Origin of the sequence: Vibrio sp. VB16, assembly GCF_015594925.2 — a bacterium.
In the GTDB taxonomy this organism is placed as follows: domain Bacteria; phylum Pseudomonadota; class Gammaproteobacteria; order Enterobacterales; family Vibrionaceae; genus Vibrio.
This window is the reverse complement of the sequence record NZ_CP087590.1, coordinates 1,889,332-1,903,785: the sequence shown is the minus strand read 5'-3', so window position 1 is coordinate 1,903,785 and position 14,454 is coordinate 1,889,332. Positions and strand designations below refer to the sequence as shown.

Sequence of the window (14,454 nt, the reverse complement as noted above, 5' to 3'; positions counted from 1 at the left end):
TAATAAGCGTTAGGGTACCGATAATGGAAATATCTCTACACTTAGTTCGCCTGAAAGATGCTGAAGCACTTTTGAAATTTGAGGTTGATAATAAACGTTGGTTCGAAGAACATGTCCCTTCTCGTGAAGACCGTTTCTATTCTCTTTTAGGCGTTAAACAGCAAATCTCTGATTTCTTAATAAAATATGAGAATGGTGAGATGTATCCCATGTTAATAAAAAATGATATTGGCACTATTTGTGGACGTATAAATTTACATCGCATAGATGATAAAGGTGAACACGGAGAAATGGGCTATAGGGTTGGAAGATCTTATATATCTCAAGGTGTGGCTTCTAGTGCGGTCAAAAAACTGCTTACTCTGCTAACAAAAACATCAGGGCTTAAATACGTAAACGCGTTTGCACTTGTGAACAATGTTGGATCAAATAAAATTTTAACCAATAACGGCTTTCATCTTGTTCAAAAACTGAGCAACTACACTGAATTAAATGACCATATGGAAGATGCAAATCAATACCACAGAGCATTATCCTAATATTTCACGGTTTCTTAAGGTGAATCTACAATTCCACATAGTAATTCTTCACATATTTGAGTAAGTTAGCCCTAGAATAGGTAATTTTAGGGCTGGTCATTTAATGAAAAAAACAGAGTTATATAGTAATTATGTTAGCGATCTGGGAAGAGCGGTCTCTACTCCGTTACTGATAGAACTTTCTGGCACAGACCTGAACAGCTTCATTGATAATAAGCAAATCGCTGTCGACACGAGTGATGTCGCTCTGTTTTCTGCTCAGAGTGTGTTTAACCACAAACTAAGTAATAGTGATAAAACCAACGTTATCGTTATCAGTGCAAATGGCGATGACCCATCTGAATTTGCCATTCTTGAAGCCCTGTTGCAGTTGCTCCGCAATGACCTGAAAAATATCGCTAATGTACAGGTGATCAAACAGACGATAAAGGCCGGCGTTACACTTGGAACCAGTGGATTGTTAAACGACTTTGCTGGGGGTTTTCTAGACAAAGGTGTGGATTTCATATTTAACGAAATCGGCGATGCTTTTAGTTCTTCTATTATCGATTCGGCTCAGGAGCATCTTGATCTGAGTAGTTTTTTGCTGGATAGAGTGGAATCGGTGCTTCAAGACACATCCAGTGCAGGGCTAGGTGGAATAATGGCACATCACCTAGAGAACCATGAGCTGTTTTTGTCCACTGAAGCGAAACGAGAATTGCATAAGCTGTTTAAAACATTTTCTCAAAGCGAAGAACACAACATATTTCCATTGGCGTTTAAATTACTTTTGGCTGTCTCCGTTGGCGAGTCCAAACTCATTTATATCAACAACCCACACAAGCTAGATGATAACTCACTGGCTTTGTTATCATTGGTTGTTTCCTATGCTAAGTACTTAAAAGAAAAAGATAAAAGCTTAGGCCTCTCCATTGTATATCAATATAGTGACGAAAATTTTCAGCCTTACCAAAAGGTGGAACAATCGCTTCAATCCAAGAAAGAGCTGCTAGATGATCAACGGCGATTTGCCCAGCGCTATGCAATTTTGGAGCGTCCAAGTAGTGATATCCCAACGATTGCGGTGAAATCTTCTCTGTTTATTGGTCGACAAGACGAGTTAATTGCTCTCAATCAACGCTTTCGCTCAAAAAGCGGTGGCGAGCAATTACCTGGTACAAAGCAAGAAGCCGTCGTGACTAATCGAATCGCGATAATTGCTGGCGAACCCGGTATTGGCAAGACGGCCCTAGTTAATCAACATATCAAAGAGGTTCAAGAGCAAGGAGAGATTATTTCGCTAAGGCTAGTGAATGAAGTGGGACATCAATCTATGAACACTGGCCTGAGTTCATTGGAAAAAAGTATCCTTAGCGAAGCCCCTAGGCTTGAACTTATGCGGGATTGGAAAGACAAGGGAATAGGGTTAATTAAAAAAGCAGCGAGCCGTGAAGGCGCACTCAAGGTTATTGGCGCTATTCTTAACGGCGCTGAGGAAGTGGTTCATGTTGGTCAAGCTGCGAGAGAACGGCTATTGGTTGATGACCGAATAGACAAGGTACTTGGCAACGACTTTGGTTCGATAGATAACGTTCATCAACAGAGCAAGGAGAAGAAATTTTCGGCGCTGGATGCTGCAATACAGAAACTACAGCAGATAAACAGCCACGCTCTTCCTCTGGTTCTTTTTGTTGATGATCTGCAATGGATAGACGAAATCTCGGCTGAATATTTGTCGACTCGACTTCTAAGCATGATTGATGTCTATCTGATTGCCACAATACGACCCAGCGATGCCGCGACTGTATTGCAAAGACAAAGCGCCGCTGGCGCTGAAAAGCCATTTACCCAGTCACTATTTAAAATGGCAGCGGTTGCGGGAAGTGAGAAGGTCAAATTGGTCAGTAATCATTGCTCTCTTGCCTGTACCAATATTAATTTAACCGGCCTGAATCGAGCATCGCTAACTGAACTGATGGCTAAAGTGATACAAGGTGACAAAACGCAATTAGAGACCTTGTCCGATCAGGTGGTAACAAAATTAACAGATTCTGAGTCTAAAACGGTGAATACGCTGTTTGCCGTAGAAACGATTAATATTCTATGTGATGACAAGTTTTACGAAGGGTCGCAACTGACTAGGCTGATAGTAGACAAACCGCTGCGTATTAACCCACAGATTGGCGAGCTTGATGCAGTAATTAAAGAGACTTTTATTACACTCGAACAGAAACATAAAGCCTCACTTTCACACTATACAAATGCCAAAGGCTTCCAATCGTTTAACCTAATGGCTTATGCAGTGCTTGAGGAAAGGCTTCATCTATTAAGGCAATACTTTTCTGAATTTGGCACGACAGCGGTGAGTACGCTGCTATTTTCGTCGGTGATGGGGACGCCGTTTTCTTCCGTATTAGTGAAAAACTCTCTAGCGGCCCTTGCGGCTTCGAACGCTCCAGAATTGGCCCCGTTGAAAACGCACCTACATGAGGGCGGAAGCGATACGAGCCTGAACGAAGAGCACTACGTTATTATTGAAGAAGTGTACGAAATTTTAAAACGCTATATGGGAGAACAAGGCAAGTATCAATACCGCCATGCTCTATTACATACATTCTTAACGATGCAATTTGACTATTTGATGCAGGATAGATTCGCCAACGAAGTAGAAGTGGCGACAGACACCATGTATAGAATCATTCTGGACGTAGTTGAGGCGCAGCATAAAGCACAGCCATTCTACAATAAAGCGATAGACAGTTTGGACAGTGCAGATACCTCGGAGCGCTTGTTTTATCAGACCGTCGAGTCTTCTATTGCAAAAAGAGCAAAACAGAGTGCTAAACCTGATTGGATAAGAACTTTCTACAAATCATCAATGGCGCTAGCTATTTCATTAAGCGCCGTTAATCGTATAGAAGAAGCGATAGAATTAGAAGGTGAATTGCTTGTAGTATGCGAAGAAGGTTTTCAACACGATAAAGATGCGTGGGTAAATGAGTACAGAGAAACGCTAACGTTATTGGCTTCTTCTTATGAAGATGTAGGTGATTTTTCTAAGGCCATCGCACTACATAGGAAGGCGTTGTCCCTCACTGAAAAAACGGTAGATAGTGTGAGTGAGTTAGATGCAGTGGTTCAATCTAATCTTGCTACTTGCTACATTAGTGCGGGTCGTATTGAGGAGTCACTGAGGATTGTAGCGTCGCTTATACCTTTATTAAAACGTAACTATGAAAGTCTTGTGGGCACATGGGGTCAGCTGTATGTCAGTAATCTAATCAGTCAGGCTTACTCATTTAAAAAGCTAAACCGTTTTAATGATGCGGTTGCCTTAGAAGAGATCGCTCTATCTATCTGTAAGCGAGAATATGAAATCGCCGAATCAGAGTGGGAAAGATATTACGTTACCTGTATGGGTAATTTGGGCAGTTCATATGTCAAATTGGGGCGCATCGACGAGGCGACCAGAATAGAAGAACAAGCGTTAAAAGTGACGGAAGCTTGTTATCATCGTGCTCCAAGATTATGGAAGAAGGATTACCTTACCCGCCTTGTCAATTTGGCGGCAACGCTGAAAAAAACAGATCGTGTGGATGACGCTATCGGTATGGAACAACACGCTTATTCTATCAGTAAAGTCGAATATGATAAGACGCCACAGGTGTGGATTGAATACCATACTCAGATTATGGCCAATCTCGCCAGCTCTTATGATCAAACTGGCCGAGCAGATGAAGCCATTGCGCTGAATAAAGAGGTACTAACGATTCTAGAGGTGGAGACGAAAAACTCACCGAAAGTGTGGTCAAAAAGTTACGTTAATATCTTGAACAACCTCGCTGTATCTTATATTTCTGTAAATCAGATAGAACAGGCCATCGAATTGCAGAAAACGGCTCATTCAATTAGCAGTAAAGAATATGGTAAGGCCCCCAAACTCTGGGTAGAAGAGCATGTTACTGCGCTTTCTGGTTTAGCGAGCGCCTACAAAAAAAACACCCAATATGAAAGGGCCATCGAGTTGGAGCAAGAAGCATTGCGCATCATTGCCCAAGAGGTCGTTACCCAGCCAGCTGCGTGGCTTGAAAAGCAGGTAAATATTAATAGAAACCTAGCGGTCTCTTATGGGAAAGTTGACCGCTGTGAAGAAGCCATCGCAATAGAAGAAGAACTACTGCGCCAGATCGAAGAACAATATAGCCATGACTCGAAAGTTTGGGCCGTCGATTATGTCATCACCCTGTCAAATCTGGCCTCGTCTTACAAAAAGCAAGATCACCTTAACGATGCGATTGCCCTAGAGGAGAGAGCATTAGAAATAACCAGAACTGAATGCCAACTATCGCCCAAAGAGTGGGCAAAGTATCACGCGGAAGTTTTAGCCAATCTGGCTTTTTCCTATAGCGAATTAGGCAATATTACTGAAGCGATCTTTCTATCAAGTGAAGCCGTTAAGCTTGCCAGTATTGAATATGAAAAGGCGCCGAGCTTATGGGCCTATCGTTACGTAAATAGCCTAGATAGCCTTTCGATGTGCTACCTCTCCATTGATCAAGTTGAGAAGGCAATATCTTGCGCAGAAAAAGCATTGAAAGCCACAGAGATTGAACACAATAAATCACAGAATGTATGGGAAAGAAGTTACGCAACTAGCCTTAGCAACCTAGCAACCTGTTACAAAAAAGGCGATAAGCTAGAAGAGGCGATAATTGCTGAGCGAAAAGCCCTATGGGTAAGGCGCGCGGCAAGTGAGAAAGAACCAGATCGTTGGGGGGAAGATTTTGCTTACGGTTTAGATGCGCTCGCCAATCTATATATGCAGGTCGACCGGGAGGAAGAGGCACTTTCCCTCAACAAAAAAGCGTTAGAAATCGTTGACCTAATTGAGAAAAACAAATCAGAGGGGAGACCTGTAACGTGGGACCAATTTGATTTTGATGATGCATTGTTAAGTGATACGAAGTACATCAGTCATCACTGCCGCTGGATAAGTCGTGTTTACGCAGTATTCAGTTGGATGTTTGGTGTGCTTTTTTTTGTTGCTGTCTTTGGCGCGGTATCATCAGGCGAACCTAAAATGGCTCTGATATGTACAGTTATAGCGGGGTTATTCTTGCCACCATTAAGAAAGCTGGTCTATCGATTTACTCAGCGTGAGTTGTCATTCACCAATAGGATGATAATGGTTTTGGTGTTACTGGCCTTGCTGTAAGTATAAAAGCTAAGCTTTAACTGGCGAGTCTAGATAGACTCGCCTACACCAGAACACTAAACAGCCGTAATCATCTCTGGATTTTTCTCTTTAAATATCATTTGTGACAAAATCAATCAAAAGTGGACATTTTTAAACACTAGAGCACAGCCCATGAACAACAAAAAGCAATGCACAATATGGTGGTAGTTTATTTTGTATTTTTGTAAGAAATGGTACCCAATCATACCCCCTGTCAAACCAATCGCAAAGGCTGGCATCGCAGACATAACATGCGACAACACTTCGTCCGTAATAAGCCCTTCGTTCCAAAAACTGATGTTGGCACCAATCATTTGCAGCATGAAAAAGAAGGCCAAAGTAGATTTAATCTGGTCAGCACTCCAAGGCTGCATTGAGGTATAGGCAATCACCGGTGGCCCCGATTCACCGACACTTGCACCAAGCATTCCTGAGGTAAAACCTGCTCCGAGAGTAATGGGTATTGAGGTTTTCTTGAATAAGGGCTTAGTTGAGCGCATTGAATGCAAGCTTGAAGCGATCAACACCGCTCCCATGGTGAGTAGAATGTATTGCGATGGCAAACTAGCCAGTAGTTTAGCACCTACGAATGAGGCTGGAATTGAACCAACGAAAAGGATCAACCCCGTCTTGTGCTGGATCGAGTGACGCATTTTCCACACGATAGGAAATGTCACTAGCCACCCAAATATGCCAGCAATGGGTACGGCTGTTTGGGCACCTACGATAAGTGAGAGTAGCGGTACCGATACTAATGCAGAGCCAAACCCAGTCAAACCCTGGGTAAATCCGGCTAATGCAATGATCATCGAAACTAATATGATGGTGGTGTCCATGTTCCTTCCTAAAAAAAAAAGCGATAGTTCGCTTTATGGTTGAATCTAGTGAATGTGATATCACTGAAATACGATGAATGGTTTTCTCTGCAAACGTTTTTCCCGTGCCCAAACGAGCCGACAGGAAATGCACGGACACTATAAACTGAACAAATATAATAACCATTACCTCTGTCACATAATGTTGTTTTTTGTCAATTTAGTTTCGATTTGTGACATTTCTCTCGGATGAAGATGAGGCATGTCGTATAATGAAACCATTCATTCTGGGGAAGTAATGGCCGGTTCATTACGATAGAACTCCATCGATTTGACAATTATTTCAGTTTTATACATTTAAGAGGTAAACAATGGACAACTTCCAGGTGGATAAGGAGAGTTTGCATGAAATGAACGCAAATGCTCATACTTTGGCGCGAGGAACAGAAGACTTTGATAAGGTTTATGGGCTGGGTTATGAGGTTGGTCATGAGGATTGGTCACCGTACCCAAGGGTAAATAAATTACGACAAACTTTCCTTGATAGACCCTACGAAATTGATGTAGAACGGTTGCGACTCGTCACGCAAGCTTATAAAGCTTATGAGGATGTTCCACGTATTCTTCAATGTGCGTACGCCTTTGAAAACATTCTTCTTAACACAACGATACATGTATACGATGAAGAATTAATCTTAGGTGAAATTGCCGCTCCAGCCAAAGCTTCCCCCATTTATCCAGAGTTTTCTGTCGACTGGATTATTGATGAAATATTGAATTCTCCATTTGAAGAACGGACAAACGACCAGTTTTATATCCGTAATGATGAAGACAGGGCAGAAATTCTAGCGCTTTGTGAATATTGGAAAGGAAAAAGTGCGAATGAGATAATAACAGCCCATCTTGATGACGACCAAAAGAAAGGGTCTCATATGGGTGAAAAGGTATTCCAGACAAACAACTATCATTTTGCTGGAATTGGCCATTTCGCAATGGATTTTAATAAACTAATGACACTTGGTTACGATGGCGTTTTAGAGCAAGCAAAAACGTCGTTTGCCAAGTTATCTAAGCAAGACCCAGATTTCAGTGACAAAAGAGACTATTACAAGGCCACTATTATCACCTTGCAGGCCGCCAAAACGTATATCACACGTTATGCAAAACTCGCGGACGAATTGGCAACCGATGAGGTCGACATAAATAGAAAGCAAGAACTGAAAGATATGTCGGCAAACTGTTCTCAAATTGCAGGCGGCGTACCTCAGAGCTTCTGGCAAGCTGCTCAGTTATTCAATTTTGCGGTCACGTTGACGCAGATCGAGGGTAACGGCCATTCAATTTCATATGGGCGAATGGATCAGTGGTTATACCCATTCTATGAAAAAGACATAAAGGAACATTCGGTCTCGAAAGCGTTTATTCTAGAATTGATTGAAGTGCTTTATGTAAAAATAAATAATCCCACCAAATTGAAAGACAAAGGCACCGTAAAAGTACGAAATGGCCGTGGTTTTGGAGGGGAAAGTTTAACTATTGGTGGCGTTGACACAAATGGTCTTGACGCGACCAATGACCTAACAATGCTTATATTAGAAGCTTCTGTACATACTCGAATGATGAATCCATGGGTATGTTTACGTTTGCATGAAAACACCCCTTATGAATTAAAGATAAAAACGATTGAGTGTATTAGAGCCGGTTACGGACACCCTAAACTATTTAATGACGGTCCTGCACTTAGAGCAATGTTAACCAAAGGTGTCACATTAACAGAAGCGAGGGATTACGCCGTTGTAGGTTGTGTAGAACCAGCAATCCCTGGCAAAGAGCATGGTTGGCTTGATGCGGGTTATGTGAACACGGCTAAATTGATGGAGATGGTGATCAATGGTGGTCGCATTTTATCTGGACCTAACGCAGGAGAACAACTCGGTCCTGATACCGGTAGTCTAGAAACGTATAACTCGTTCGAAGAAGTGTTAGAAAGCGTTGATAAGCAATTTGCTTATTGGTGTGACCAATTATGTAGTTGCTTAAACGTGACCGACAAGATCCATCGTATGGTCAAGCCGACACCTTATATTTCAGCCTTTTTTGAAGGCTGTATTGAATCAGGTAAAGACATGACCTACGGGGGCGTGAAATACAATGGAACGGCGCCACAAGCGGCGGGTATTGCAACCTGTGCCGATTCACTTTCTACTATTAAAAAGTTGGTCTTCGACGATAAGAAGTATACTGGAAAGGAATTACTAGAGGCCCTAAAGAACAATTGGCGGGGATATGAGAAGCTTTATGCACTCGTTAATAGTTCTAAGATTCCTCATTATGGCAACGATATCGACGAGGCAGATGAACTATTTGCATTTATGTTTGAATGTTATTGTCGTCATATTAAAGGCCGCAAAAATCCGCGTGGCGGTCAGTTTAGTCCGGGCGTTTATACAGTGAATGCAAACGTTGGTATGGGCTTGTATACCAACGCAACGTTGGATGGACGTAAAAATGAAGAACCCATTTCTGACAACATGGGACCGGTTCATACCGCGGGTGGTTCTCACGATATTTATGGGCCAACAGCCATTGTTAACTCAGTGACAAAAGTTGACCATAGCCTCGCAACCAACGGAACTCTGCTAAACCTTCGATTCCCTGAAGATGCAGTTTCTGGTGTAGAAGGTCGAGATATCTTGGTCAGTTTTATTGATGAATATATCGCCAAACAAGGCATGCATGTTCAATTCAACATTATGAGCTCAGAAAAAATGAGAGCGGCACAAAAAAATCCTGAAATGTATGCGGACATGCTTGTGCGTGTAGCAGGATACAGTGCTTATTTTGTTGAGCTTGGCAAACCATTGCAAGATGACCTAATTCATCGAACTGAGCTTAGGTTTTGATCAATAAAGTGGACGTGAATTCGTCCACTTTTAAAATAATATATTGAGGTTGAAAGTGTCAAACCTAGGAACTGTACTTAACGTGCAGCGTTTTACTTTACATGATGGTCCAGGCATTCGTACTGAATTTTTTTTAAAAGGATGTCCACTAAGGTGTGATTGGTGTGGTAACCCAGAAAGTTTTAATAGGCATATCGAGGTTGGCGTTTATCAGAATAAATGTATCTCCAATCAAAAATGTGGTTCATGTAAAGAGGTTTGTCATGACCCTAAGATGTTGATTTTTTCGGGCTCTAAGCTTGAAGAGATAGATCGCAACAAATGCACTAATTGTCTTGGTTGTTCTGATGAGTGTCCGTCTGAGGCAATCAAGCAGTGGGGTAAATCCATGTCTGTAGATGAGTGCATGAAAGTCATTTTGAAAGACCGAGGGTTTTATGAGCGTTCGGGAGGAGGCGTAACAGTATCTGGCGGTGAACCTTTGCTCCAGAGTGATTTTGTTTTAGCTCTATTTAAGGCTTGTAAACAAGAGGGTATCCACACCTGTATAGAATCAAGCCTTTATTCCAACTGGAATAAAATCGAAGAACTACTTCCCTATACCGATCTTTTTATTTCAGACATAAAGCTTATGGATAGACATCGACATAAAAAACACACCGGGGTCGATAACCAAAAAATATTAAGCAATCTAAAACAGCTCTCTAGAACTGATAAAGAAGTTATATTGAGAATTCCTGTCATCCCGACTGTCAATGATGACGTTGATAACATAAAGGCGACGGCGAACTTTATTGTTGATGAGATGCTTGGACAGGTTAACACGTTGCAGCTTCTAAGTTTTATGCGCCTTGGTGAAGAGAAATATGAATCGTTAGGGTTACGCTACAATATGAGAGATCTTAATTTTGATAGGGTCGAGTTTCAAAATCGAGTGAATAATATTGCCGAGTATTTCAATCAACAGGGTATACATTGCTTGGTCGGTACAAAAGAAAAGCAGGCAATGTAAATAATTAATACGAGTTAGCATTTAAATAACCCCCATTATGCTGATCGGTACTTTAGTTAATACTTTTGCTCTCAAATTCTATTTATGCTGTAATTCGTTTTTTCGAATCCAAAAGAGAATCATGTCTAACACAACACTTCCTGCTTCTTACTTCGGCATCGTGCTTGGGCTTGCCGGTTTAGGGCAAGCTTGGCGCCTCGCACATCCTCTTTGGGGATTTCCCGTTATCATTGGTGAAAGCATACTGGCCGTCGCGACATTGGTGTGGTTGACTTTACTAATCGTCTATATCGCGAAAGCGATACGCAACCCAGCATTGATCAGTCAAGAGTTTCGCCATCCTGTACAAGGCGGTACGCCAGCTCTGATAGGTGTATCTACATTGCTTATCGTACTCGCCGTTCTACCTTATTCACGTCCGATAGCCTTGATTTTGAGTACTGCAGGCATTGTTTGGCATTTGTTCTTTTCACTCTGGCATAACGGTTCTCTCTGGAAAGGCGGCCGTAACAAAGTAGACTCTGTACCCACATTGTATCTTCCCACTGTTGCGGGAAATTTTACTAGTGCTGCCGCACTCGGTGCTCTGGGGTATCCCGATTGGGGCTGGTTGTTTCTGGGGGCGGGTATGTTTTCATGGCTAGCATTGGAGTCATTAATTATCCAACGTCTTTGGCAAGCGCAAGAGCTACCTTCACAACAACGCCCGTTGCTGGGTATCCAATTCGCTCCACCCGTTGTGTGTGCTATGGCTTGGCTCTCAATCAATCCAGGCAGTAATGACCACTGGGTTCTGATGTTGTGGGGGTATGGGCTTTATCAATTGATGCTTGGTATTCGTCTAGGTAAATGGCTTGGCGCACAACCTTTCGCTCCGTCGTATTGGGCTTACACATTTGGCATCGCAGCAGCAACGGTTAGTGGTCTAAAACTCGCGTTGACTGGTGTGTATGCCGCAGAGCTCATTGCCATACCTGTGTTTATTGGTGCGAATCTGTTTATTGGTTATCTCAGCATACGCACGTTAGGTATGTTTATGAAGAAGAGAAAGTAGGGCGACGACGTTACTCGCTTTAATTTAAATGATCGCAGATGTTGTTAAGGACTATGGACGTGACTGATTCAAATAAGATAATTGTGCGGTATCTCATAGAATAGTAAGATCTAATGACATAGTGTGTTTCTTCAGATAAATAGCCAAAAATTGATTAGCCCAGATAATAATATAATTGAGAATAGTGAACGATGAATCACGAACATTTTAAAGGTAAATTTGAAGTCGAATTAAAGTATCGTATTGCGTCGAAATCTGAGTTTTTAGAAGTACTCGAGTCGATGGAGCATGAAGTCATGCTTCAGGATAATGTTGAGTCAGATTGGTATTTTGACACGTGCGATCATGATCTTAAATCTCAAAACAAAAGCCTTTGTATTCGAGAGATGGAACCCTCAGGTATTAAGTTGTGGATTGTAAAAGGACCAGAAGAAGACTGCTGTCAGGCAACGAATATCACTGATGCTAACAATGCGAGGCAGATGCTTAACACCTTGGGCTATGATGTCGTGCTGAAATTGAACAAAATCCGCAGCATTTATTTTGTCGACAAATTCCATATAACGGTTGATCATTTACACGGTTTAGGTGAATTTGCAGAGTTCGCAATCATGACAGATGACGCGGGCTTATTAGAGGGTTATCGGACAGAACTTATTGGTTTGGCGAGTAAGTTTGGCTTAACTGATACGGAGCTAGAACACAAACCTTACAGATGCTTACAATTAGAAGAGCACGAAATGGACTGACACGGTAAGTCAGCCCTATCCAGTTATTAATTGGGTCTCTTTGAGAGCAGAGTAACACTGTTTCCCTACTATCGTTTGTTCAGCCCTTTGCTATTCAAATAAGTAAGAATATGCGGCCGCGATTCGCCGGATAGTTTTTTTGTTATCTCTTGTGACCAACTGCTTTGTTTCTGATTACTCGTACGGTTGGCATAATAACTTTGCATAGAATGGTCGTAGTTATTAATATCATCCAAATTCAGTGATTGATATTGGTTTTCGTGCATAATTACATGTGCGGGTAGGCGAGGCTTCACTTCTGGTTCTTGGTCTGGATGACCTAAACACAATCCAAATAAAATTGCGGTATTCTCGGGTAACCCGAGGAGCTCATCGACCTGTTGAGCGTTGTTACGTAAGCCACCGATGTACACACCACCTAACCCTAATGATTCCGCGGCCAATAAGCAATTTTGTGCCATAATACCTGCGTCTACGGCACCAATGAGAGTCAGTTCAGTAAAGTCGGCTTGAACCTCAGGGTTAATTAGCGCATGGCGTTGATAGTCTATGCAAAACACTAAGAATTCTGCAGCATTTTCGACATAAGCTTGATTACCCGCATATTGAGCCAAGCGCTTACGCTTGTCGTTATCTGTTACCCTTACGATAGAGACAACCTGCAGCAGACTAGAGGATGACGCGGCAAGTCCGGCTTGAATAATGGCTTCCAAATGGCGCGGCTCAACTGGTTGTTCCGTGTATTTTCGAATAGAGCGATGGCTCAATATGGTTTCAATCGTGCTGTTCATAAGTCTCCGACAGTCCTTGTAGTTATGATGTGGCGATAAATTACGATAACGATAATAGCGATCGGGGTAAACCCAAAACGATCGGTATCTTTCTGTTTAAAGGTAAGTGAGGGTGTGAATCACAATTATGTCGCTATTTGATGAAACTGGAATCAAAGTCATCTATATCAACATGCATGTCTAACGAATCAATCTGTTGTTGTAGATTACGGATATTCACCTCTAATTCAGGAAGGGTGAGCGTGTTGTTATCTAGAAAGTAAACCTGCTTTAAGCTGTGATAGTAGAAAAAAAGAACAACGATAGCATCTCGGTCGTTTTCACTAACACGTTGTTTGACCTTTTTTAGCCTTCTATATATACGATTATGTAACGCTTTCAAGCGCCAAACGTAGTACACCTCAACAAAATATGGCGTCGTTTTCAAATAGAAAAGGACCGCGCTGCATACAATAGCGGCACTTATCACGCCAATAACGTTTAAATGAAAGTTCCCCGTTGACTCAGAGGTCACTTGTTGCGCGTCAAAAACGGCAATCAGCAAGCTCCCAAAACCAACGGAAAGCAATGCCAGTGCTCCAACAAGCGCCACAGAAATAACGTTAAGGTGCCTTTTATAAATCGATTTATCTATTTTAATTAATTGCATGAGATAGAAATAGTTGCGGGATATTGAGCATGATAACTCATGCTTCCAGTCTTCGACTACTTATTACCCCAAATTTGATGAGAGATGCTAACAGTGAGACACTTCATCGTTGACAACTAATTCCGTAAAGCCAGTGGTATCATCAAATTCACGAGAAAAGGAAAGGACAGGGTAGTGATGAACAATAAGCTCTGCGGTGGTGTCGATAATACTCCCGTCCAATAAGTGCCCACCAATGACGCGACCAGTGTTATCTGAAACTGTAAGGTGAATATGTTGATGTTGCGGCGTTAGGGTGCCCATTATCGATACAATCTCTAGAGGTCCATTGAGCTGTAATGTTTTTTGCGCACCCGCTAGGCGCAGACTGACGGATGATAAGCAACCTACGCACGAGGCGATGCTACCCGCTTTAATTTTATGTTGAGTGACAAGCTGAGCAATGGATTTTTTTAAGTCAGCGCCTTGAATGAGCCTAATCGCGATGGGTGTGAGCATAATCTGATTCCATTAGAAGGATAAGGTTTTAGTGACAATTAACATTGGGTACGTCTACGTCCGAGTTTAATCTTTAAAATGACGAGACGCTAGACCCTATCGGTACAGTGCACAATGATATTTGCTTATTAGGGTAACCATAGGGTTGCAGAGTGATGGCATTGATATTGTTAAACATTTTATTTAATAAATCGCCATAACGACGCATTTGTACGTTACCCTTAAA

10 protein-coding genes are annotated in these 14,454 nt (G+C 42.0%); 6 read left to right on the top strand and 4 right to left on the bottom strand.

Going from position 1 to position 14,454, the window contains the following annotated elements:
* Positions 1 to 23: 23 nt before the first annotated feature.
* A complete protein-coding gene (locus IUZ65_RS08670; protein WP_195703353.1) occupies positions 24 to 539 on the top strand; it encodes a GNAT family N-acetyltransferase in 516 nt (171 codons plus the stop codon).
* 103 nt (positions 540 to 642) lie between these two features.
* Complete coding sequence (locus IUZ65_RS08665) at positions 643 to 5,736, top strand: tetratricopeptide repeat protein (protein ID WP_195703352.1); 5,094 nt, start codon at positions 643 to 645, stop codon at positions 5,734 to 5,736.
* A 116-nt stretch (positions 5,737 to 5,852) separates the two neighbouring features.
* Here the strand turns inward: IUZ65_RS08665 and IUZ65_RS08660 are convergent, their stop codons facing one another.
* Positions 5,853 to 6,593, bottom strand: a complete 741-nt coding sequence (locus IUZ65_RS08660) for a sulfite exporter TauE/SafE family protein (RefSeq protein WP_195703351.1) — start codon at positions 6,591 to 6,593, stop codon at positions 5,853 to 5,855.
* A 350-nt stretch (positions 6,594 to 6,943) separates the two neighbouring features.
* Here IUZ65_RS08660 and hpfG point away from each other — a divergent pair, with 350 nt between their 5' ends.
* The 4 genes from hpfG (at position 6,944) to cyaB (ending at position 12,290) form a co-directional block, all read left to right on the top strand.
* Positions 6,944 to 9,475, top strand: a complete 2,532-nt coding sequence (gene hpfG, locus IUZ65_RS08655; RefSeq protein ID WP_229638023.1) for a (2S)-3-sulfopropanediol dehydratase — start codon at positions 6,944 to 6,946, stop codon at positions 9,473 to 9,475.
* 55 nt (positions 9,476 to 9,530) lie between these two features.
* Positions 9,531 to 10,487, top strand: coding sequence for a (2S)-3-sulfopropanediol dehydratase activating enzyme (gene hpfH / locus IUZ65_RS08650; RefSeq protein ID WP_195703350.1), 957 nt, complete (start codon positions 9,531 to 9,533; stop codon positions 10,485 to 10,487).
* Positions 10,488 to 10,608: 121 nt separating this feature from the next.
* Positions 10,609 to 11,541, top strand: a complete 933-nt coding sequence (gene tehA, locus IUZ65_RS08645) for a dicarboxylate transporter/tellurite-resistance protein TehA (RefSeq protein ID WP_195703349.1) — start codon at positions 10,609 to 10,611, stop codon at positions 11,539 to 11,541.
* A 191-nt stretch (positions 11,542 to 11,732) separates the two neighbouring features.
* Positions 11,733 to 12,290, top strand: coding sequence for a class IV adenylate cyclase (gene cyaB / locus IUZ65_RS08640; RefSeq protein WP_195703348.1), 558 nt, complete (start codon positions 11,733 to 11,735; stop codon positions 12,288 to 12,290).
* A gap of 68 nt (positions 12,291 to 12,358) precedes the next feature.
* Here the strand turns inward: cyaB and nfsA are convergent, their stop codons facing one another.
* The 3 genes from nfsA to IUZ65_RS08625 all read right to left on the bottom strand — a co-directional run bounded on the left by nfsA (position 12,359) and on the right by IUZ65_RS08625 (position 14,228).
* Positions 12,359 to 13,081, bottom strand: coding sequence for an oxygen-insensitive NADPH nitroreductase (nfsA, locus tag IUZ65_RS08635; protein WP_195703347.1), 723 nt, complete (start codon positions 13,079 to 13,081; stop codon positions 12,359 to 12,361).
* Between the two features lie 133 nt (positions 13,082 to 13,214).
* Entirely contained in the window at positions 13,215 to 13,730 is a 516-nt protein-coding gene (locus tag IUZ65_RS08630; RefSeq protein ID WP_195703346.1) for a DUF3087 domain-containing protein, read from the bottom strand.
* Positions 13,731 to 13,817: 87 nt separating this feature from the next.
* Positions 13,818 to 14,228, bottom strand: coding sequence for a PPC domain-containing DNA-binding protein (locus IUZ65_RS08625; protein ID WP_195703345.1), 411 nt, complete (start codon positions 14,226 to 14,228; stop codon positions 13,818 to 13,820).
* Positions 14,229 to 14,454: the final 226 nt, after the last annotated feature.

Bases quoted from the DNA above. Each gene is read 5' to 3' on its own strand.
- IUZ65_RS08670 (WP_195703353.1), top strand. From the start codon at position 24: ATGGAAATATCTCTACACTTAGTTCGCCTGAAAGATGCTGAAGCACTT.
- IUZ65_RS08665 (WP_195703352.1), top strand. From the start codon at position 643: ATGAAAAAAACAGAGTTATATAGTAATTATGTTAGCGATCTGGGAAGA.
- IUZ65_RS08660 (WP_195703351.1), bottom strand. From the start codon at position 6,593: ATGGACACCACCATCATATTAGTTTCGATGATCATTGCATTAGCCGGA.
- hpfG (WP_229638023.1), top strand. From the start codon at position 6,944: ATGGACAACTTCCAGGTGGATAAGGAGAGTTTGCATGAAATGAACGCA.
- tehA (WP_195703349.1), top strand. From the start codon at position 10,609: ATGTCTAACACAACACTTCCTGCTTCTTACTTCGGCATCGTGCTTGGG.
- cyaB (WP_195703348.1), top strand. From the start codon at position 11,733: ATGAATCACGAACATTTTAAAGGTAAATTTGAAGTCGAATTAAAGTAT.
- nfsA (WP_195703347.1), bottom strand. From the start codon at position 13,081: ATGAACAGCACGATTGAAACCATATTGAGCCATCGCTCTATTCGAAAA.
- IUZ65_RS08630 (WP_195703346.1), bottom strand. From the start codon at position 13,730: ATGCAATTAATTAAAATAGATAAATCGATTTATAAAAGGCACCTTAAC.
- IUZ65_RS08625 (WP_195703345.1), bottom strand. From the start codon at position 14,228: ATGCTCACACCCATCGCGATTAGGCTCATTCAAGGCGCTGACTTAAAA.